Genomic DNA, 19,792 nt, shown 5'->3' on the forward strand with positions numbered 1-19,792 from the left:
GCCCCGAGCAGCCCCACCGCGGAGCCCGCGACCGCGCCCTGGAACGCCGACTGCACCCACTACTCCGGCAACGGCCGCACCCGCCGGGGCGACACCGGCAAACGCGTTCTCCAGGTCCAGTGCATGCTCTCCAAGCGCGGCTACGGCATCGGTGACAGCGGCGCCGACGGCGTCTTCGGCTCCGGCACGGAAACCGCCGTACGCGGTTTCCAGAGCGACAGGGGCCTGACGGTCGACGGCATCGTCGGCCACGGCACCTGGACGGCCCTGCGCGGCGAAGACTGACGCCGCTCCCCGCTCGAGGCCGTGTCAGGACGCAACCGGCCAGGACCGCTTACGTCCAGCCAATGCCTCTTCTCACGCCACTGACCTGCGGCAAAAGTAGTTCTTGCCACCGGGCGCACCACCCGCGGGCTCGACCAGATCCGCGACCGGCTGACGCTGCTCACCCGTGAGGTCACCGAGGAGTTCCTGGCTTTCGCGCCGGGTGGGCCGCAGACCGCCGAGAACATGGCAGCGTCCCGGCCACTCAACGAGGACCTCCTCGGCCGCGGTGTACGCATGCGGACCATCTACCTCGACAGCGTCCGCGCCAACCGGCCCACCGTCGAACACGCCACCTGGCCGGCCGGTCTGGGCGGTCTGGTCCGCACGGTCCCGTCGCTGCCCACTCGCATGATCATCATGGACCGGCGGATCGCCATGATCCCCGTCAGCGGTGATGACAGCGCCGCGGGAGCGGTCCTCCTGACCGGGCACGGCACGCTCACCGCGCTGTGTGCGCTCTTCGAGACCACCTGGGACGGCGCCCAGCCGCTCGGCGAGGTCGCCCCCACAGACCCCCACGGCCTCACCGGCCAGCAGGCGACCACGCTGCGTCTGCTGGCCGAGGGCCACACCGACGAGACGATCGCCAAGCGGCTCGGCGTCTCGCACCGCACGGCCCGGCGGATCGCCTCCGAACTGATGGACCGCCTCAACGCCCGCAGCCGCTTCGAGGCCGGCGTACGCGCCGTCCAGCAGGGCTGGCTTCCTCCCTGCCCGTGACCCGACAGCCCCCGGTTCGTGGCCAGGCAGGGCGCGGGTGGCTCGGCTCAGCCGCGCGGCGCTCGGCTCAGCCGCGGGTCGCTTAGCTCAGCCGCGGGTCGCTCCGTTCAGCCGCGGGTGGCTCGGCTCAGCCGCAGGTCGCTCGGAGCTCACCGATCCCGCGTCCGCCGCCGTCGGCGGCACCGTCACCGACGTGCTTTTCTACGGCCACGACGCGATGGTCACGGTGACGGTCGACGGCTTGGACCACCCCGTGGACATCCGCGCCCCCGGCCCCCTCGCCGTACAGCCCGGTGAGCGCACCGGCATCCGGGTCGGAGGGAAGGCCGTACTGCACCCGTGAAGCCTCGGCGCTGCTGTGAGGTTCCTGTCGCCTTCCTGTACGGAAGCTGTCGATGTGCCGTAAGTACAGTCATGTGACTGGTTTTCCCAGTGACGCGGCCCACATTGAACGTTAAAGCTGTTGGAGCCGCCACCGCACTCCGGTGCCGCGGCCCCGCACCTCCGCACCTCCGCACCTCCGCACCTCCGCACCTCCGCACCTCCGCACCTCCGCACCTCCGCACCTCCGCACCTCCGCACGATGCTCGACATATCGACGCACGTCCGCGTTCAGTCGCCCGAGGCATCTTCCCCCCACAGCCAGGAGGTCTGTGAAGCATGCCCCTGAGCCATCTGTCCCTCCAAGACAGGGCCCTGTTCTGGCAGTTCGGCCAAGGTCCTGACGTCCCCGTCCCCGACCCCCTCGTCCACCACGCCGTCGAACGGCAGGCCGCTGCCGCGCCCGACGCCGTCGCCGCCGAGCACCAGGGCACGACGATCACGTACGGCGAGCTGAACCGTCGTGCCGACCGGCTCGCGGCCAGACTCCTACGGGCGGGCGTACGGCCCGGCGATCACGTCGGCCTCTTCGTACGCCGCTCCATCCCGATGCTCGTCGGACTGCTCGGCACGCTGAAGGCCGGCGCCGCGTACGTCCCGCAGGACATCGGCCTCACGCCCACCGCCCAGCTGCGGCACGTCATCCGCACCGCCGGAACCCGGGTCGTCCTCACCCAGTCGGAGCACACGCTGCGGGTGCCTCCGCCTGACACCGGACACCGGCTGATCACCCTGGACGACGACGATCTCACCAGCCTCCCCACGGAAGGGCAGGTCCATCCCGGGCGGCCCGTACGCCCCTCACGCCCCGTACGCCCGGACGACGGGTGCTACGTCCTGTTCACCTCCGGCACGACCGGCAAGCCCAACGGGGTGAAGGTCACCCACCGCAACGTCGCGAACATCCTCCTCACCGAGCCCGGCGACCTGGGCATCCGCCCCGGTGACCGGGTCGCCCAGCTCCTCAACATCGCCTTCGACATGGCCGCCTGGGAGATCCTCGGCTGTCTCGCCCACGGCGGCACGCTCGTCGTCCGCGGCAAGGACGTCGCGACGGCGGCCCGTACGGCGGACGTGCTGATCGCGACGCCGACGGTGCTGTCCGGGATCGACCCGGCCGGCTGCCCCCGTGTACGGACGGTGGCGGTCGCGGGCGAGCCGTGCCCGCGCCCGCTCGCGGACGCCTGGGCGCGGCGTTCCGCATTCCACAACTCCTGCGGGCCCACGGAGACGACGATCGTCAACACGATGCGCCGGCACCACGTGGACGACGTACTGCTCACGATCGGCCGCCCCACCCCCAACAACACGGTGTACGTCCTTGATGAGCACCGGCGTGCGCTGCCCATCGGTGAGGTCGGCGAGATGTGGGCCGGCGGCGACTGCGTATCGGCGGGCTACTTGGACAACGAGGCGCTGAACGCCGAGCGGTACGCCCCCGACCCCTTCCTCGGCGGCGAACACCGCATGTTCCGTACCCGCGACCTCGGCCGCTGGACGCCGGACGGCGAACTCGAGCATCTGGGCCGTACCGACGACCAGGTCAAGGTCCGCGGCTTCCGCGTGGAACTCGACTCCGTCTCCTCGGTGCTGGAGTCGGTGGCGGGCTGCTCGCGCGCCGTCACGCTCAAGCGGGACGCCCGCAGCCTGATCTCCTTCGTCTGCCCGGCCGACGTCGACCCGGACACGGCCCGGCGCGCGGTGGCCGACGTACTGCCGTACTACTGCGTGCCGGCCACTGTCCTCCCGGTGGCCGCGCTGCCGGAGACGGACCGGGGCAAGGTCGACCGGGCGGCACTGCTGCGGCTGGCGGCGGAGCGGGAGGAGGCCGCACGGGCGGTGCCGGTTCCTGGCGAGGGGGCACCCCTGCTGCCGGTGTCGGCGGTGCGAGAGGGGGCCGCCTGATGACGCCGTCCGTCGAGGCGGGAGGCACGACGCACGCTCTCGCCGAACTCCCTCCGCTCACGTCCGCGCCCCGTCGCCTCCTCAAGCACCCCCGCCTGATGCACTACAACCGCCTGGCGGCCCTGGTAATACTGGCCAACATCGCTTTCATGACGGCGAGTTGGGCACCGGACGCCGAAACCATCGGCTACGCGTCCCTCGTGAACCTCGCGCTCGCGGTGGTCGTACGGCAGCAGTACGTCGTCAACCTCTTCTTCCGGCTGGCGACCTGGGCTCCCACGAGCTGGCCGCTGAAGGCGCGGTGGACGCTCGGCAAGGTGTACCACTTCGGCGGACTGCACGTGGGCGGGGCACTGGCCGGAGCGGCGTGGTTCCTGGCGGGGGCGGTCCTCGCGACCGTCGACGGCACCAACCCGCCGCTGGTCTCCGTGAGTTGGGTGCTCGTCGCCCTGCTCGTCGTCATCGTCGCCACCGCCCTGCCGCCCTTCCGCTCCCGCTTCCACGACCACTTCGAGAAGGTCCACCGCTTCGGCGGCTGGAGCGCCCTCGCACTGTTCTGGACGCATACGCTGCTGGGCGCGCAGGGGCCGGTCGCCCTCGGCGTGCTGGCCGTGGCCACCTTCAGCGTCGCCCTGCCCTGGCTGCGGCTGCGCAAGGTGGACGTACGGATCGAACGACCCTCCACGCACGTCGCGTTGGCCCGTTTCGACCACGGCGTGACCCCCTTCGCGGGGTCGTCCACCGCCATCAGCCGCAGCCCGCTCACCGAGTGGCACTCCTTCGCCAACGTGCCCTCACCCGGCGAACCCGGCTTCCGGCTGACCATCTCCCGCGCGGGCGACTGGACGGGCTCGTTCATCGACGACGCGCCCGCGAGGGTCTGGGTCAAGGGCATCACCACGGCCGGGGTCGCCAATATCGAGACCCTGTTCAGCAAGGTGATCTACGTCGCCACCGGCAGCGGTATCGGTCCCTGCCTGCCGCATCTACTGGCCGCCGAGGTGCCCTCACGGCTCGTGTGGGCGACGCGCGACCCCCGCAGGACCTATGGCGACGGCCTGGTCGACGAGATCCTCGCCGTCCAGCCGGACGCACTGGTCTGGGACACCTCGCAGCACGGCAAACCGGACATGGTGCGGCTCGCGTTCACCGCGTACCGCGACTTCGGTGCCGAAGCTGTCATCTGCATCTCCAACAGAAAGCTGACCTGGCAGGTCGTTCACGGTCTCGAACGGCGGGGCATTCCCGCGTACGGCGCGATCTGGGACTCGTGAGAGGCCATCAGGAAAGAAGGGAGATCAAGGAGAGCCGATGAACACCCTCAAGATCGAACGTCATGACCGCGTGGTCACCGTACGACTCCACCGGCCGCACGTCCTGAACGCCCTCAGCAGCGAGCTGCTGGCCGAACTCCTCGACATACTGGGCCCGTTGGACCAGGACCCGGACGTCGGCTGCTTCGTCGTCACCGGTTCGGAGAAGGTCTTCGCGGCCGGTGCCGACATCAAGGAGATGGCCGGGAAGTCGGCCGTGGACATGGCCGCGGAGGACTACTTCGCGGGCTGGGAGGAGTTCGCCGGATTGCGAACGCCGAAGATCGCGGCGGTCAACGGCTACGCGCTGGGCGGTGGCTGCGAACTCGCGATGATGTGCGACCTGATCATCGCGGGCGAGTCGGCGGTCTTCGGCCAGCCGGAGATCAAGCTCGGCGTGATCCCCGGCATCGGCGGCACCCAGCGGCTCACCCGCCTGGTCGGCCGTGCCAAGGCCATGGACCTGATCCTCACGGGCCGCACGATGGACGCCCGCGAGGCGCAGGCCTCGGGCCTGGTGTCACGGGTGGTCCCGGACGACCGCGTCCTCACCGAGGCCACGGAAGCCGCCGCGGCCGTCGCCTCCTACGGCCGCCCGGCCGTCACGGCCGCCCGCGAGTCGGTCGACCGGGCCCTGGAGACCGGTCTGCGCGACGGGCTCCTTTTCGAACGGCGCGTGTTCCACGCACTGTTCGCGACGGAGGACCAGAGGGAGGGGATGAGCGCGTTCATGGAGAAGAGGGCGCCTGTGTTCAAGGGGCGCTGACGGGGTCAGTCGACCCGGTGAGCGGGGCGGTGGACGGGGTCTCGGTCCGCCGCCCCGCGTCATGTGCGGGTGGTCGGTCCGGATCCCGTGGGGGACAGGGCCGGGGTCGGATCAGGGCGCTGCCGGATGTCCGGGGCACCCTCGAGCGAGGTCGTCGAAACATGACGAAGTCGGGGACGAGGACGACAGGAGCGACAGGAGCGGCGGGGACGGTGGGCGGGATCGGTGGGGTAGCGGCGGGCGGAGAGTGCGGCCGGTCGCGTTCGGTGGACAGCCGGCGTGGCCGTGGACCAGCGCCGGTACCAGCACGGTCGGCAGGGGCTTCTTCGGCAATCAGCTCGCCGTCCCGCCGCTCGCCGAACCCGGCCGGGACGACGTGGACGGCACTGACGGGCCGGTTCGCGACGGTCGGGAAGGGCCACCGGGTCGGACCACCGGACGCCTGCGGAGCCGGTGGTCGACAGGACGCGCACGCGGGACATCGACGTGCGGCCGTGACGACGGGCCGAGGTCTGGCTGCCCACGATGAGGTCGAGGACCCCGTCCTCGGAGAGGGTGATCAGGCGGCCCTCGGGGGATCGCCGGTCGCCCCGGACCGAGGCGACCGCGTCCGGCGGTACGACGAGGTCGAAGAGGGCTCCGTAGCGGATCCGCAGAGAGCCGTCGGGGCGTACGACGTGCGGTCATGCCGGACAACAAGTCCCTTGTCTGCGTCGCCTGCGGCGCGGTCACGGTGCTCGGCCCGGGTGAGCTGGGCATGCACCCTGGCTCCGGCACCGCCGTGTGCGCGAGCTCATCAATATACAATCGATCATGTATATTGATATACGCCGCAGTGTGCATGAGGAGGCCATCTTGAGCCGCACCGTGATCGACCTCGACGACGAGGCACTGGAAGAAGCCGCCAAGGAACTCGGCACCACCACCAAGCGCGACACCATCAACACCGCCCTGCGCGAGGTCACCGCCCGCTACCGGCGCCTGCGCGCGCTCGAAGACTCCCGGCAACTGGTGACCGACGGAGCCCTGGACATCGACATTCTCCTGGACAAGAACCAGTACCGGCCGTGACCGTCGCCGACTACCTCATCGACACCTCCGCCCTCGCCCGCGTCCTGCTCCGCCAGACCACGGCTGAGTGGGACGACAGGATCGGCGCCGGCCTCGTCTCGATCTGCGACATCACGGAACTCGAGGTCCTCTACTCCGCCCGCTCAGCCGCGGACCGCGCGCGACTGAAGGCTGCACTCGACGCCCACTACGTGTGGTGCCCCATGCCTGACGGCATCTACCGCCGCTCCCGCATCGTCCAGGAACAACTGACCACCAAAGGGGAACACCGCAGTGCGGGCCCCGTCGATCTCCTGGTGGCCGCCGCCGCGGAAGAAGCAGGCCTCACCCTGCTCCACTGCGACCGCGACTTCGAAACCATTGCTCGCACGACGGGGCAGCCGGTCCGCATGATCGACCTCAGGCAGTAGCGTCCGCGCGGTCGCACGGACGGGCGCCAGGCCTCTCGCCGACCGCCCACCTGAGGCTGTATCACGGCGATGCCCCCACTGCCGGACGGCCCTCGTTCCGCGCCCTCGCGCCGGCCCCGCGGACCGAGTCGCCCTTGCCGACACCGAGTCCGGGGCGCGGCACGCGTACCGGCAGGCCAGGGTCCCGGCTCAGCTGTCGACCGCTGTTGGCTACTGGTAGGACCGGCCGCGCTCGCCGCTATTCGTTGTCGGTCGAGTCACCCATACGTGTAGCTGCTCCCGGAGGGCGACGTATTGGGGTCCTTGCAGCGTGAACTGGTGGTCCGGGGTTCAGGATCCGGTGCGATAGCGGGCGAGCATGAGGGCGACGGCTTCGTCCACGATCGCGGTGTCGGTGGGGTCGGGCGGGACGAAGTCGGTGCGTACGAGCTGGGGCCACAGGAACTGGCCGCAGATCATGCCGAGGAACTGTTCGGCCACTGCGGATGCGGGCTGGTGGTTCGCGGACTACACGCCGGCGTCGCGCCCGACGCACTCAAGGAGTTGGTCGCGGCAGCCGCTCGGCGACCAGGTCGTAGGAATCCTCGACCGCGTCGGTGACCAGCCGCTCGGTGATGCCGGGGCCAGGCCCGAGCGAGACCCAGTGGCGTTTGTCGAGGTAGCGGCCCGGTGTGATCGAGGCGTAGCCGCGTACGTGCGCGCGGGCGTGTTCGGGTTCGCACTTGACCGTGATGATCTGGTCGTCCGGGTCGTCGGTGACGATCAGGAACACCTTGCCCGCGACCTTGTACACGTCGAGTCTGGGGGTGAAGGGGTATCCGTGGCTGACGTCGGGAAGGGCGAGGGCCGCCTGGCGGGCGGTGTCCTGGAGCCGGTCACCGGCCGCGCTCACCGGGCCGCCCGCGTGCCGGTGCCGTAAGTGTGCGGGTCGACGGGCCGCTCGGCCCTGGGCAGGTGAGCGACCACGAGCCGGTAGGAGTCGGTGACGAGCTCCCTGACGAGCTCCTCGTCGACACCCTCCCCGCCCTCCAGGGTGATCCAGTGCTTCTTGTTCATGTGATAGCCGGGGGTGATGTGGCGGTACTGCTCCCGCAGGGCGTGGGCCTCGCCGGGGTCCGCCTTGAGGATCACGACGGGACGCCCTGGGACCTCGGTCATCAGCATGAACACCTTGCCGCGCACCTTGAAAACCTCCCAGTCGTCACCGAAGGGATGCTCAAGCTGGGCTCCGGGAAGCGTCTCGGCGCAGGCGGCGGCGGTCTTGTGCAGGGTCGTTTCGTTCACGAACGTTTCCTTCATCGGGTGAGCGCAGGCTGGGCGTCCCATGACGCGAGTGGCGCGCCGCGCGGTCGTGGCGGCGCCTCCCACTCTCTCCCCGAGACCGACATAAGGCGCAGTAGGCTGCGGACACATGATGGTCGACAAGCGACACCCCGGCCCAAGCGGACAGGCTGAACCGGCCGCGGTTCCGCTGTACGGTTTCCAGCCCCCGGTCGGTACTCCGTACGGCCTTGAGGTGAACACCATCGAGGACTTCTTCGCCCAGCACGACGACTGGCCGTGGAACCCGCCCCGTCCGGTCCGCGCCACCTTCCACTACCTGATCGCGGTCACCGAGGGCGAGCTGCGGCACGACGTCGACCACGTCACGCGGACCATCGCCCCCGGCCAGTGGCTGTGGGTGCGTCCCGGACACACGCTGTGCTTTCATCCGCCCGGCTCCGCCCGCGGCCCGTTCGTCCTGTTCGAACCGGACGTCCTGCGGCCCGACATCGCCCGTCTGCTGGCCCCGCTCACCGCGCACGACGCCCCGGCCGTGCTCAGCCCGCGCCCCGACGAAACCGCCTGGCTCCAGCAGACGGCGCTCCAACTCCTGGACGAACACCGCGCACTCGGGCACCGCCCCCTCGACATCCACCACGCCCTGCGCCGCAGCCTGCTCGAATCGCTGCTGCTGCGCCTGACCAACGTCCCGGACATCACCCCCACCGGCACGGCCACGGCCGGCACGGGCCGCTCCGACCGGTACGGACGCTTCCTGGACGCCCTGGAACTGCACTTCCGGGAGCTGCACCAAGCCGCGGACTACGCCGAGCTGCTCGACTGCTCGGTCCGCACCCTGAGCCGTGCCGCCCGGGACGCCACCGGCAAGGGGGTACGTGAACTCATCGACGGGCGGCGCCTCCTGGAAGCCCGGCGCCTGCTGGGAAGCGCCCGGTGGGATGCCCGGACGGTGGCCGTCCACCTCGGCTTCACCGACCCCGCGAACTTCGGCCGCTTCTTCCGCGACCGCACCGGCCTCACCCCGGCCGCCTTCGCTGCCCGCGAGGCGAGGACCGGCGCGTGACGCAAACGCGGCGGAGGCGCCTTGCCCGTCAGGAGGAGACGGCTGCCTTCGCGGTCTGCGTCAACGCCCAGGTCGGGTTGAGGTACTCGCTGCGCACGATGTGCGGGTCGGAGCAGATGGACGACAGCCACGCCACGGTCTTCTCCTTGCCGACGACGATGTTCTCGAGGATCGGGTCGAAGGAGCTCACCTCGTCCGCGAAGCCGTCCAGGTAGCCGCCCGGGTCGCCGACGCTGAAGCGTTCGTTGTACGACTTCTCCAGCTCGATGATGGTCTTGCTGACTTCTTCCTTGTTGACGCCCACGGCGTCCCCCCCTTCTTTGTGCATGCCCCAGCCGGTGCCTGTCGGCGAACCAGGGGATGTGGCTCCTTCAGTCGTCCAGAACGACGACGTGCTTGCCCGGCGTGGCACCGGATTCGAGGTCGGCCTGGGCGTCTCGGACTTGTTCCAGGCCGTGGTAGACCCTCGCGACCGGGACGTTGAGGCGTCCCGCGGCGATGGCCTGGAGCTGGTGGGCGAAGACGTCGGCCGGGAGGTCGGCGGCCTGACCGCCGTAGGAGGTCAGGCGTACCCCGAAGGGGATCATGAACGGGGTGAAGTCCGGGATGGACCACTGGCCTGCCAGGGCTCCGGTGAAGCAGACGGTGCCGTGCCGGCGGACGGCGTTGAGGGTGTCGGCGAGGACCGAGCAGCCCACCAGCTCCAGTGCGGCGTCGACGCCGTCCGGGATCAGCTCGCGCACCTGGTCGGCGAGACTGCCGTTGTCGACGAGAGGATGGTCGACGCCCGCGGCCCGCAGTTCCCCGGCCCGGCCGGCGCTGCGGGTGGTGGAGATGACGGTGGCGCCGAGGTCCTTCGCGATGGTGGCCGCGCTCAGCCCGACCGTGGAGGTGCCGCCGCGGATCAGCAGCGTCTGCCCGGCTTTGAGGTCCAGGCCGCGGGTCAGGGATCCGTAGGCGGTCTGGAACATCTCGGGCAGGGCGCCGACGACGTCCCACGGCAGGCTCGTCTCGAACGGAATGACCTGCCCGGCGGGGACGGTGACGTACTGGGCGTACGCGCCGTCGTACGAGCGGCCCATGCCGCCCATCATCGTGGCCACCTGCTGTCCCGGCCGCAGCCCGCTGTCCTCGTCGGCCTCGTCGACCACGCCGACGCCCTCGATGCCGGGCACACGCGGATAGGTGACCACCGCGTCCGACTCGCCCTTGCGGGTGGTGACCTCGGACTCGTTGACGCCGAACGCCTTCACCCTGACCCGCACCCAGCCGGGCTCGCGGACGGGCACCGGCACATTGTTGATCTCCAGTGCATCGAGGCCGCCGGGCCGGGTGACGACGACGGCCCGCATCGTCGCCGGTGCAGCGTCGGCGCCTGCTGTCGGTTGGCTCATACCGAGTACCTCACTCCGTGTCGTCGTCCCCTGCGCTGTTCCGTATCGCCCGTCGGCCGTCAGGGGCGGGCGATGCCTTCCCAGAGGTCGAGGACCTGCTGGTAGTGGGCGGTGCCCTCGAAAGGAGAGTTGCCGACGGTTTCCGCGGCGGGCCGGTCTGTGACAGCGGGCCACAGCCGGGTCTGCTCACCGGTGGCGAAGTCGAGGACGATGTCGCGGATCCGCGTGTCACGCTCGGCCTGTTCGGCGCTGCGGCCCGGCTGTTCCTGCCCGACGAGGGCGTACATCTCGGTGCCGTGCACAGCGGGGGCGCCCTCGGCGGGCCCGATCATCAGGAGATGGGCGTTGCCGCCCGCGGCGGCGTGCGCCAGGGCGCCGCGGGCGGCAGGGAGCGCGAAGAGGTAGTCGGCCATGACCGCGGCGCGGACCTCGGCCGGGGTGCGGCCGCCCTGGTCGTAGGCGTCGACGATCTTCTGCGCGCGGGAGCGGGAAATACGCCACCCCGCGACCTCGTCGACGACGCGGTCGACGGTGCCCGGGTCGAAGCGGTCGAGGTCGTTCGCCACCCACCAGCCCATGTCGTCACTCGCCATGCTCAGCAGCACGTCGACATCGCGGTGCGCGCCCGAGGCCAGGACGTCCATGGGATGGGCGTGCACCACCGCGCCCGGCTGCCCGATGTCCAGGACGACGCCGGTGGCCTTGTTGTCCACCCCGCCGCGGACCCCGAGGTCCGTCGGGGCGACCTTCCGCAGGGCGTCCCTCAGGGAGACCGCGTCGAGGTCGAGCAGCTTCTCCGGGTTGTCCGCTACGCCGAGTTCGGTGACGAACCGGTGCGCGAGCTCCTCGGCCCACCAGGCCGGGACGCTGCGAGCGGGCCCGCCGGAGAACCCGGCCAGACGCCGGTACAGGCCGTCGGCGGAGGAGGCGCCGAGCAGACCGAAGGTGGAATAGGCGCCGGCGCTGTGGCCGTAGACCGTGACCTGGTCGGGGTCGCCGCCGAAGTGGGCGATCTTCCGCTTGACCCAGTTCAGCGCGGCGATGACGTCCTGCAGGAAAAGGTTGCTGGCCTCGGCGAGCCGCCCGCCGTATTGCGAGAGCGAGAGCGCGCCCAGGGCGCCGAGCCGGTAGTTGACCGACACACCCACCACGCGCCCCGACGCGGCGAGTCCGGCGGCGTTCGACGTGATCTGTGTGTTCGCGCCGAACTCGAATCCGCCGCCATGGACGTACACCGCCACCGGCAAAGCCTTGCCGGCCGGCTCCTCGGGAGCCCACACGTTCAGGTTCAGACAGTCCTCGCCCATCCCGCTGTCCGCTTCGAGCCAATCGCCGCTGTCGGGCTGGAAAGAGACGACGCCCTTGCGGTCATAAGGGCGGTCCGGATCGAAATCCGCGACCACGGGCCGGCGGTACCGCTCGGCGGTGGCGTACGGGATCCCCCACCAGGACCGCACCCCTGGTGCAGTCGGAGCCTTGGGCGCGGTAGCGGTAATGACATGTCCTTCCAGCGCGGTTCGGGTGCTTCGCGCCGCGTGTCGGCGGCTGGTTGCGAGCGGTGACGTCTCCCATCGTTTCCTGGGATCCGACAAAGCGCCCGGGGAGTGGCGGTCACCCGGTGGTCAGCAGGTGACACTTCGGCAACAAGATCCCGGTGCAGGCCGTGAACTTCTCTCAGCAGGCTGACGGCCGGATCGTCGGCGAACGGGGCCGGCCTGACCTCCCGCAAGAGGTCGGTCTCCTCTTCTTGATCCGGCGTCTTCGCGCGAACAGCGCCCGCTGCGGTGAGAGCCCTACTCCCTTGTCACCGAGACTCGTAGGGGGTGTGGTGTTGCGGTGCTGAGGCGGTCGAGGGAGATGCGCAGGAGGCGGCGCCCCTGGCCCGGATGGCTGCCGCCGGTCGGCAGGGCGGCCTGGCTCAGGGAGCCGCTGAACAGGACCAGCCCCTCGGCGGTGAGATCGGGGCGCAGCAGGCCGTCGTTCGTCACGAACCTCGCCCGGCTCGCGATCGCGGTCGGCCGACGTCCTACTGTCCAGATCCCGCGGTCCCCAGACCCTGGCAGAGACGGTGGCCGAGCTCGGCCGGCGAGCCCGCGCCGCGACACCCGAGGAGTCGGCCCACGCCGGTGACCGGGTCGTGGCGAGCATCCCGCCGGCTCCCTACCGGGAACTTTCCCGCCGTCGCACTGTCCGGCAAGGTCGTGCTCGACATCGGAGCGTCCGTGACGCGCCGTACGACGAACCTGACGACGGCCGCGTCGGCCTTGTCGAGCCACGCCACGTCGTCGGCGATCACCAGCAGCACGCGCTCGGCGGCCCCGGGCAGCGGACCAGGTCTCGCCTCAGCGGTAGGCGTCGCTGCCCCGGGACGAACGGGATGAGCAGGAAGACCGGCGGCTGTATGTGCGGGAGCCGCCCAGCCCGGCCGCTCCCGCCCCGCCTGTCGGTCCTCTCTGGGCCGTTTCCAGTACGGGCTGGTTTCGCGTCCCCACTCGGACCGCACCCCGTTCGGGCTGTGTCCGTACCCCGCCGGCCAGGCAGAGCCGCCCACTCGATGGTTCCCGGGCAGCACTTCTGAATCCTCGTGTCCAGCCAGCGTCCAGAATCCGGCGCCCAAGCCGCGTACACGCCACCCGCGGAAACCTGCCCCAGCATCGGAACACAACATCTGCGCAGGTGAGAGCGATGTGAACTCATACCGGCCACAATGGAGCCGAACTCACGAGCAGCGGATTCAGTCCGTTCAGGCAAAGTTGACGGCCCGACACCCAAAAATGAACGTTTCCGCAGGTCAGAAGCCTGCACAGGTGGGGCGGGTGGGACTCGAACCCACGGCCGGCGGATTATGAGTCCGCTGCTCTAACCGGCTGAGCTACCGCCCCATAGCGGCGTGTCGCGTACACGTGTGCGCGCCGTCTGCCGCAGCATAGCCGCTCATACGATCTCACGCTCCGCCTGGTCCGACGCCGCTGACCATGAGGACCGCGCTGCGACCTGCGCGGTTCCCGGCGACATGAAAAAGGACCCCTAAGGGTCCTCGATCACGATGCTCCCCCGACTGGACTCGAACCAGTAACCTGCCGGTTAACAGCCGGCTGCTCTGCCAATTGAGCTACGGAGGACCGAGCTCCCCCGACTGGACTCGAACCAGTAACCTGCCGGTTAACAGCCGGCTGCTCTGCCAATTGAGCTACGGAGGAATGCCTCGTTTGCATCGAACGCCCCCACCTGGGTATTCGCCAGGGGGCGGACGCTGTCTGCGACACATACATTAGCGCAAGCAGGGGGGTGCTCCGCCAATCGGTTCCCCTCAGGCACCGATGCCCTACCGCAGACCTACACGAGGGAAGGGTGGCCGTCATGCGCTACCGGCTCACATTCGTCGTCGGACTCGCCCTTGGCTACGTGCTCGGCACGAAGGCCGGGCGGGAGCGCTACGAACAGTTGAAGAAGTCCGCCCAGCAGGTCGCGCAGAACCCCGCCGTGCGCAACACGGCGGAATCGGCGGCGCAGCAGAGCCGCCAGTTCGCGGGCAAGGCGTACCACGCGGTCAGTGACAAGGTCGGTGACCGGATGCCCGAGTCCGTCGCGGGCCGGGTCCGGTCCCTGCGGGAGCGGTCCGCGCACAGCGACGGATCGGACGACTGGGGCACCAGTCATAGGTGAGGCGGGCCGGGCCGACGCGGTCACCCCCCGCGGTGCGGCAGAATTTTGGCCATGGGGATAGTCGCCGGGTTGGACAGTTCGCCCGAATTCACTCGCATCGTCGTCTGCGACGCGGACACAGGGGCCGTGCTCAGGCAGGGCTATGCGCCGCATCCGGTGGAGGGTTTTGACGGTGCCGGCCGTCCTTCCGACGTGGATCCGCAGGCCTGGCTGCTCTCCCTCGGGGAGGCGGCCGGCGGCGGACTGCTGGAAGGCGTGCAGGCCATCGGCGTGTCGGCGCAGCAGAACGCGATCGTGCCGCTCGACGCGCAGGGCAACACCGTGCGCCCTGCCATGGTCGGCGGCGACAAGCGCGCGCAGGTCGCGGCTGCCGATCTGATCGACGCGCTCGGGGGGCGCGAGGCGTGGGCGCAGGCGGTCGGCAGCGTGCCGCAGGCCGCTCAGCCGGTGACCAAGCTGCGCTGGATGGCGAAGAACGAGCCCGACGCGGCTCTGCGCACCGCCGTGCTGCTCCAGGCCCACGACTGGCTCGTGTGGCAGTTGCTGGGGCGGCCGGTGCGCCGTACCACCGACCGGGGCGGCGCTTCCGGAACCGGTTACTGGTCGGCGGCCATCGGCGGCTACCGGCCCGAGCTGGTGGAGCTGGCGCTCGGTCACCAGGTCATGCTGCCCGAGGTGATCGGGCCCTCCGACGCGGCCGGTACGACCCCGGAGGGCCTGCTGATCTCGGCCGGCACCGGCGAGACGATGGCCGCCGCGTTCGGGCTGGGCATCGGTCTCGGGGACGCGGTCGTGTCGCTGGGCGCCTCCGGGTCCGTGATGGCCGTACACCGTGAGGCTCTCATCGACCAGATCGGGATGATCACCTCTCTGGCGGACGCGACCGGCATGCATCTGCCGGTCGTCACCACGCTGAACGCCGTACGGACCCTGCGCGGGGCCACCGACCTGCTCGGGGTGGCCGATCTGGAGGCGCTGTCCGATCTGGCGATGAAGTCGACCCCGGGGTCGCACGGGCTGGTGCTGCTGCCCTATCTGGAGGGTGAGCGCACGCCGAACCTGCCGCACACCGCCGGCACCCTGACGGGTCTGCGGCGCGAGTCGATGAAGCCGGAGCATTTCGCCCGTGCGGCGTTCGAGGGCATGCTGTGCGGGCTCGCGGACGCGCTGGACGTGCTGCGCGGCCGGGGCGTGGAGGTGCGGCGGATCTTCCTGCTGGGTGCGGCGGCCGAGCTGCCGGCCGTGCAGGCCGCGGCGCCCGCGCTGTTCGGGGTCCAGGTCGTCGTACCGCAGCCCGCGGACTACGCGGCGATCGGGGCTGCGCGGCAGGCGGCCTGGGCGCTCGGGGTGTCGCAGGGCACGCTCGATCCGCGGCAGCCGCCCGCCTGGCCGGGTCCGGCGGCGCAGGTGCTGGACCCGGGCGACGAGCTGGCCGTGGGGCAGGCGGTGCGGCAGCAGTACGTGTCGGTGCGGGAGCAGACGCATCCGACGGCGTTCCGCTCGTAGGCCGCAGGCTTCTCATAGCACAACGCTGTCGGCTTAATCGGTTGAGGTAACACCGGTGGAGTGTCGGACGATAGGGGCCAGGGGCAACCAATGCCCCTGGGCCTGTCTGACAATTCCCGTCTGCCACGCGACGCCATGCACGCCCTCTCGCCGCACCGGGCGCAGACCCCAGTACGTCCAGTACGAGGGTCTACGCCCGGCGCTTCGAGAGCACGCACCTGACGCCGCGCGGCCGCCCTCCGGGCGACGACGGGAATCGTCAGACAGGCCCTAGCCCCGCCGACTCCGAGAGACGTAGCGTGCTCATACGACTTCTGCGGACCTATCTCAGGCCCTACAAGAAACCCATCGCCCTGCTGGTGCTTCTCCAGCTCCTCCAGACCTGCGCCACGCTCTACCTGCCCACGCTGAACGCCGACATCATCGACGACGGCGTCGTCAACGGTGACACCGGTTACATCCTTTCCTACGGCGCCGTCATGATCGGCATCTCGCTGGTGCAGGTCGTCTGCAACATCGGTGCCGTGTACTACGGCGCCCGGACGGCTTCGGCGCTCGGCCGGGACATGCGGGCGGCCGTCTTCGACCGGGTGCAGTCCTTCTCGGCCCGCGAGGTCGGCCAGTTCGGCGCCCCCTCCCTGATCACCAGGACCACGAACGACGTCCAGCAGATCCAGATGCTGGCGCTGATGACGTTCACGCTGATGGTGTCGGCGCCGATCATGTGCGTGGGCGGCATCGTGATGGCCCTCGGCCTGGATGTGCCGCTCTCCGGGATCCTGGTCGCCGTGGTGCCGGTGCTGGGCATCTGCGTGACGCTGATCGTGCGGGGGCTGCGGCCGCTGTTCCGGTCCATGCAGACGCGGCTGGACACGGTGAACCGGGTGCTGCGCGAGCAGATCACCGGCAACCGCGTCATCCGCGCGTTCGTCCGCGACGGCTACGAGGAGGAGCGTTTCCGCAAGGCCAACACCGACCTCACCGACATCTCGCTGAAGGCCGGCAACCTGCTCGCGCTGATGTTCCCCGTGGTCATGACCACCGTGAACCTGTCGTCGATCGCGGTGGTGTGGTTCGGCGCCCACCGGATCGACAGCGGCGAGATGCAGATCGGCGACCTGACCGCGTTCCTCGCCTACCTGATGCAGATCGTCATGTCCGTGATGATGGCCACCTTCATGTTCATGATGGTGCCGCGCGCCGAGGTGTGCGCCGAGCGCGTCCAGGAGGTCCTGGACACCGAGTCCAGCGTCGTCCTGCCGAAGGCGCCGGTGCGCGAGCTTCGGCGCCACGGCCATCTGGAGATCCGGGGGGCCGGCTTCGGCTACCCGGGCGCCGAGGAACCCGTGCTCAGGGGCGTCGACCTGGTGGCGCGGCCCGGTGAGACGACCGCCGTCATCGGCTCGACCGGCAGTGGGAAGTCCACGCTGCTCGGGCTGGTCCCCCGGCTGTTCGACGCCACCGACGGGCAGGTCCTCGTCGACGGCGTCGAGGTGGCGCATCTCGACGCGGCGCTCCTCGCCAGGACCGTGGGGCTCGTGCCGCAGAAGCCGTACCTGTTCGCCGGTACGGTCGCCACCAACCTGCGGTACGGCAATCCGGACGCGACGGACGAGGAGCTGTGGCACGCGCTGGAGGTGGCGCAGGCCGAGGCGTTCGTGCGGAAGCTTGAGGGCGGGCTGAACGCCCCGATCGCTCAGGGCGGCACCAATGTGTCCGGCGGTCAGCGCCAGCGGCTCGCCATCGCCCGCACGCTCGTGCAGCGCCCGGAGATCTACCTGTTCGACGACTCCTTCTCCGCCCTCGACTACGCCACCGACGCGGCGCTCAGGGCGGCCCTCGGCCGGGAGACCGCCGAGGCGACCGTCGTCATCGTCGCCCAGCGGGTGGCCACCATCCGCGAGGCGGACCGGATCGTCGTCCTCGACGAGGGCCGGGTCGTGGGCGAGGGCACCCATCAGGAACTGATGGCGGACAACGAGACCTACCGCGAGATCGTTCTCTCGCAGCTCACGGAAGCGGAGGCTGCCTGATGGCCGGGCCCATGGGGCGCATGATGGCCGGGACCGGGCCGGAGAGCCGCACGCTGGACTTCAAGGTGTCCGGCCGGCGGCTGCTCGGCCACTTCAAACCCGAGCGGCTCACCCTCTACGCGATGCTGTTCTGCGTCGTCCTGAGCGTGGGCCTCAACGTGATCGGTCCGAAGATCCTCGGCCGGGCCACCGACCTGGTCTTCGCCGGCATCGTCGGGCGGGAGATGCCGGCCGGGTCGTCCAAGGACCAGGTCCTGGACTCGATGCGCGAGCGCGGTGACGACGATGTCGCCGACATGCTGCGCGGCACCGACTTCACCCCCGGCCAGGGCATCGACTTCGACTCCGTCGGCCGGGTCCTGCTGTTCGCCCTCGTGGTGTTCGTGGTCGCGGGCCTGCTCATGGCGGTGGCGACCCGGCTGGTCAACCGGGCGGTCAACCGCACGATGTACCGGATGCGCGAGGACGTGCAGACGAAGCTGTCGCGGCTGCCGCTGTCGTACTTCGACAAGCGCCAGCGTGGCGAGGTGCTGTCGCGGGCGACCAACGACATCGACAACATCGGGCAGACGCTCCAGCAGTCGCTGGGCCAGCTCGTGAACTCGCTGCTCAGCATCGTCGGCGTCCTGGCGATGATGTTCTGGGTGTCGTGGATCCTCGCGCTGGTCGCGCTGGTCACCGTGCCGCTGTCGGCGGTCGTCGCCGCGCGCGTGGGCAAGCGGTCGCAGCCGCACTTCGTGCAGCAGTGGCGCACCACCGGCAAGCTGAACGCGCACATCGAGGAGATGTACACCGGCCACACGCTGGTGAAGGTGTTCGGCCGGCAGGACGAGTCGGCCCGGCAGTTCGCCGAGGAGAACGACGCGCTGTACGAGGCCGGGTTCAAGGCGCAGTTCAACAGCGGGATCATGCAGCCGCTGATGTTCTTCGTGTCGAACCTCAACTATGTGCTGGTCGCCGTGGTCGGCGGGCTGCGGGTCGCCACCGGCTCGCTGTCCATCGGGGACGTGCAGGCGTTCATCCAGTACTCGCGCCAGTTCTCGATGCCGCTGACGCAGGTCGCGTCGATGGCGAACCTGGTGCAGTCGGGCGTCGCCTCGGCCGAGCGGATCTTCGAACTGCTGGACGCGGAGGAGCAGCAGGCGGATCCGGTGCCGGGCGTGCGGCCGGAGGAGCTGCGCGGACGGGTCGCGCTGGAGCACGTGTCCTTCCGCTACGACCCCGACACCCCGCTGATCGAGGACCTCTCGCTGGTCGTCGAACCCGGCCACACGGTCGCCATCGTCGGCCCGACCGGCGCCGGCAAGACCACCCTGGTCAACCTGCTGATGCGGTTCTACGACGTCACGGGCGGGCGGATAACCCTCGACGGCGTCGACATCGCGCGGATGTCCCGTGACGAACTGCGCACCGGCATCGGCATGGTGCTCCAGGACACCTGGCTGTTCGGCGGCACCATCGCGGAGAACATCGCGTACGGCGCCGCGCGCGAGGTCACGCGCGGGGAGATCGAGGAGGCGTCGCGGGCGGCTCACGCCGACCGGTTCATCCGGACCCTTCCCGACGGCTACGACACGGTGATCGACGGCGAGGGCAGCGGGGTGAGCGCCGGTGAGAAGCAGCTGATCACCATCGCGCGGGCGTTCCTGTCCGACCCGGTGATCCTGGTGCTCGACGAGGCGACGAGTTCCGTCGACACCCGTACCGAGGTGCTGATCCAGAAGGCGATGGCGAAGCTGGCGCACGGGCGGACGTCGTTCGTGATCGCGCACCGGCTGTCGACGATCCGGGACGCGGACACGATCCTGGTGATGGAGAACGGCGCGATCGTCGAGCAGGGCACGCACACGGATCTGCTGACGGCCGAGGGGGCGTACGCGCGGCTGTACAAGGCGCAGTTCGTCCAGGCGGTGGCGGAGGTGGACTGACGTTCTCGCCCCCGCCGCCCCTGCC

The 19,792-nt window shown here is 70.2% G+C and carries 19 protein-coding genes, 3 tRNA genes and 2 pseudogenes; 14 read left to right on the forward strand and 10 right to left on the reverse strand.

Features of this window, described 5'->3' with window-relative positions:
- From P1P75_RS27510 to P1P75_RS27545, 8 genes and pseudogenes are all read left to right on the forward strand, one after another.
- Window positions 1-285, forward strand: a 285-nt coding sequence (locus tag P1P75_RS27510) for a peptidoglycan-binding domain-containing protein (protein ID WP_319260169.1), incomplete at its 5' end; no start/stop codon positions are given.
- A 126-nt stretch (window positions 286-411) separates the two neighbouring features.
- Window positions 412-1,047: pseudogene (locus tag P1P75_RS27515) on the forward strand (LuxR C-terminal-related transcriptional regulator); the annotation flags it as partial.
- A 193-nt stretch (window positions 1,048-1,240) separates the two neighbouring features.
- Window positions 1,241-1,390 (forward strand): hypothetical protein, encoded by a 150-nt coding sequence (locus P1P75_RS27520; protein ID WP_319260171.1) that lies wholly within the window; start codon window positions 1,241-1,243, stop codon window positions 1,388-1,390.
- Between the two features lie 317 nt (window positions 1,391-1,707).
- Complete coding sequence (locus tag P1P75_RS27525; RefSeq protein ID WP_319260174.1) at window positions 1,708-3,333, forward strand: amino acid adenylation domain-containing protein; 1,626 nt, start codon at window positions 1,708-1,710, stop codon at window positions 3,331-3,333.
- On the forward strand, window positions 3,333-4,607 hold the full coding sequence (locus tag P1P75_RS27530; RefSeq protein WP_319260176.1) for a hypothetical protein: 1,275 nt from the start codon (window positions 3,333-3,335) through the stop codon (window positions 4,605-4,607). Before P1P75_RS27525 ends, P1P75_RS27530 begins: the two co-directional genes overlap by 1 nt.
- 37 nt (window positions 4,608-4,644) lie before the next feature.
- Entirely contained in the window at window positions 4,645-5,412 is a 768-nt protein-coding gene (locus P1P75_RS27535) for an enoyl-CoA hydratase-related protein (protein ID WP_319260179.1), read from the forward strand.
- A gap of 855 nt (window positions 5,413-6,267) precedes the next feature.
- Window positions 6,268-6,483 carry a type II toxin-antitoxin system VapB family antitoxin gene (locus P1P75_RS27540; RefSeq protein ID WP_319260182.1) on the forward strand — a complete coding sequence of 72 codons (216 nt, stop codon included), beginning with the start codon at window positions 6,268-6,270 and terminating at the stop codon, window positions 6,481-6,483.
- On the forward strand, window positions 6,480-6,893 hold the full coding sequence (locus tag P1P75_RS27545) for a PIN domain nuclease (RefSeq protein ID WP_319260184.1): 414 nt from the start codon (window positions 6,480-6,482) through the stop codon (window positions 6,891-6,893). The genes P1P75_RS27540 and P1P75_RS27545 overlap by 4 nt, the downstream gene beginning before the upstream one ends.
- Before the next feature lie 330 nt (window positions 6,894-7,223).
- Here the strand turns inward: P1P75_RS27545 and P1P75_RS27550 are convergent, their stop codons facing one another.
- From P1P75_RS27550 to P1P75_RS27560, 3 genes are read right to left on the reverse strand one after another with little or no spacing between them, the layout of a single operon-like run.
- Window positions 7,224-7,373: a TetR/AcrR family transcriptional regulator C-terminal domain-containing protein gene (locus P1P75_RS27550; protein WP_319260186.1), complete on the reverse strand. Its 150-nt coding sequence runs from the start codon at window positions 7,371-7,373 to the stop codon at window positions 7,224-7,226.
- Between the two features lie 55 nt (window positions 7,374-7,428).
- Window positions 7,429-7,785: an MmcQ/YjbR family DNA-binding protein gene (locus tag P1P75_RS27555; protein ID WP_319260189.1), complete on the reverse strand. Its 357-nt coding sequence runs from the start codon at window positions 7,783-7,785 to the stop codon at window positions 7,429-7,431.
- On the reverse strand, window positions 7,782-8,177 hold the full coding sequence (locus P1P75_RS27560) for an MmcQ/YjbR family DNA-binding protein (protein WP_319260191.1): 396 nt from the start codon (window positions 8,175-8,177) through the stop codon (window positions 7,782-7,784). Before P1P75_RS27560 ends, P1P75_RS27555 begins: the two co-directional genes overlap by 4 nt.
- Before the next feature lie 127 nt (window positions 8,178-8,304).
- Between P1P75_RS27560 and P1P75_RS27565 the strand changes: the two genes are divergently transcribed.
- Window positions 8,305-9,240: an AraC family transcriptional regulator gene (locus tag P1P75_RS27565; RefSeq protein ID WP_319260194.1), complete on the forward strand. Its 936-nt coding sequence runs from the start codon at window positions 8,305-8,307 to the stop codon at window positions 9,238-9,240.
- A 28-nt stretch (window positions 9,241-9,268) separates the two neighbouring features.
- Here the strand turns inward: P1P75_RS27565 and P1P75_RS27570 are convergent, their stop codons facing one another.
- The 4 genes from P1P75_RS27570 to P1P75_RS27585 all read right to left on the reverse strand — a co-directional run bounded on the left by P1P75_RS27570 (window position 9,269) and on the right by P1P75_RS27585 (window position 12,622).
- The gene (locus P1P75_RS27570; protein ID WP_319260197.1) at window positions 9,269-9,568 is read right to left on the reverse strand and encodes a hypothetical protein; all 300 of its coding nucleotides are present in this window, start codon (window positions 9,566-9,568) and stop codon (window positions 9,269-9,271) included.
- A 43-nt stretch (window positions 9,569-9,611) separates the two neighbouring features.
- Complete coding sequence (locus tag P1P75_RS27575) at window positions 9,612-10,634, reverse strand: zinc-binding dehydrogenase (RefSeq protein ID WP_319260200.1); 1,023 nt, start codon at window positions 10,632-10,634, stop codon at window positions 9,612-9,614.
- Between the two features lie 59 nt (window positions 10,635-10,693).
- Window positions 10,694-12,130 carry a carboxylesterase family protein gene (locus P1P75_RS27580; RefSeq protein WP_319260217.1) on the reverse strand — a complete coding sequence of 479 codons (1,437 nt, stop codon included), beginning with the start codon at window positions 12,128-12,130 and terminating at the stop codon, window positions 10,694-10,696.
- A gap of 297 nt (window positions 12,131-12,427) precedes the next feature.
- On the reverse strand, window positions 12,428-12,622 hold the full coding sequence (locus tag P1P75_RS27585; RefSeq protein WP_319260203.1) for a hypothetical protein: 195 nt from the start codon (window positions 12,620-12,622) through the stop codon (window positions 12,428-12,430).
- 19 nt (window positions 12,623-12,641) lie between these two features.
- On the opposite strand from P1P75_RS27585, the pseudogene P1P75_RS27590 reads away from it, so the two are divergent.
- Window positions 12,642-12,804, forward strand: a pseudogene (locus P1P75_RS27590) (NAD(P)-binding domain-containing protein); the annotation flags it as partial.
- Between the two features lie 638 nt (window positions 12,805-13,442).
- On the opposite strand, the gene P1P75_RS27595 reads toward P1P75_RS27590, so the two are convergent.
- From P1P75_RS27595 to P1P75_RS27605, 3 genes are all read right to left on the reverse strand, one after another.
- Window positions 13,443-13,516, reverse strand: a tRNA-Ile gene (locus tag P1P75_RS27595).
- 167 nt (window positions 13,517-13,683) lie between these two features.
- Window positions 13,684-13,756: transfer RNA gene (locus P1P75_RS27600), tRNA-Asn, on the reverse strand.
- Between the two features lie 5 nt (window positions 13,757-13,761).
- A tRNA-Asn gene (locus P1P75_RS27605) sits at window positions 13,762-13,834 on the reverse strand.
- A 160-nt stretch (window positions 13,835-13,994) separates the two neighbouring features.
- Between P1P75_RS27605 and P1P75_RS27610 the strand changes: the two genes are divergently transcribed.
- The 4 genes from P1P75_RS27610 (at window position 13,995) to P1P75_RS27625 (ending at window position 19,767) form a co-directional block, all read left to right on the forward strand.
- The gene (locus P1P75_RS27610; RefSeq protein WP_319260206.1) at window positions 13,995-14,300 is read left to right on the forward strand and encodes a YtxH domain-containing protein; all 306 of its coding nucleotides are present in this window, start codon (window positions 13,995-13,997) and stop codon (window positions 14,298-14,300) included.
- Between the two features lie 51 nt (window positions 14,301-14,351).
- The gene (locus P1P75_RS27615) at window positions 14,352-15,806 is read left to right on the forward strand and encodes an FGGY family carbohydrate kinase (RefSeq protein ID WP_319260209.1); all 1,455 of its coding nucleotides are present in this window, start codon (window positions 14,352-14,354) and stop codon (window positions 15,804-15,806) included.
- 299 nt (window positions 15,807-16,105) lie between these two features.
- Complete coding sequence (locus P1P75_RS27620) at window positions 16,106-17,839, forward strand: ABC transporter ATP-binding protein (protein WP_319260212.1); 1,734 nt, start codon at window positions 16,106-16,108, stop codon at window positions 17,837-17,839.
- On the forward strand, window positions 17,839-19,767 hold the full coding sequence (locus P1P75_RS27625) for an ABC transporter ATP-binding protein (protein WP_319260215.1): 1,929 nt from the start codon (window positions 17,839-17,841) through the stop codon (window positions 19,765-19,767). The genes P1P75_RS27620 and P1P75_RS27625 overlap by 1 nt, the downstream gene beginning before the upstream one ends.
- Window positions 19,768-19,792: the final 25 nt, after the last annotated feature.

The sequence above is a fragment of the Streptomyces sp. ID05-39B genome (assembly GCF_033794725.1).
Classification (GTDB): Bacteria; Actinomycetota; Actinomycetes; order Streptomycetales; family Streptomycetaceae; genus Streptomyces; species Streptomyces bobili.

Excerpts from the sequence above, each read along its gene's own strand:
- P1P75_RS27525 (WP_319260174.1), top strand. The coding sequence starts at position 1,708 with ATGCCCCTGAGCCATCTGTCCCTCCAAGACAGGGCCCTGTTCTGGCAG.
- P1P75_RS27530 (WP_319260176.1), top strand. The coding sequence starts at position 3,333 with ATGACGCCGTCCGTCGAGGCGGGAGGCACGACGCACGCTCTCGCCGAA.
- P1P75_RS27535 (WP_319260179.1), top strand. The coding sequence starts at position 4,645 with ATGAACACCCTCAAGATCGAACGTCATGACCGCGTGGTCACCGTACGA.
- P1P75_RS27565 (WP_319260194.1), top strand. The coding sequence starts at position 8,305 with ATGATGGTCGACAAGCGACACCCCGGCCCAAGCGGACAGGCTGAACCG.
- P1P75_RS27570 (WP_319260197.1), bottom strand. The coding sequence starts at position 9,568 with ATGCACAAAGAAGGGGGGGACGCCGTGGGCGTCAACAAGGAAGAAGTC.
- P1P75_RS27575 (WP_319260200.1), bottom strand. The coding sequence starts at position 10,634 with ATGAGCCAACCGACAGCAGGCGCCGACGCTGCACCGGCGACGATGCGG.
- P1P75_RS27610 (WP_319260206.1), top strand. The coding sequence starts at position 13,995 with ATGCGCTACCGGCTCACATTCGTCGTCGGACTCGCCCTTGGCTACGTG.
- P1P75_RS27615 (WP_319260209.1), top strand. The coding sequence starts at position 14,352 with ATGGGGATAGTCGCCGGGTTGGACAGTTCGCCCGAATTCACTCGCATC.
- P1P75_RS27625 (WP_319260215.1), top strand. The coding sequence starts at position 17,839 with ATGGCCGGGCCCATGGGGCGCATGATGGCCGGGACCGGGCCGGAGAGC.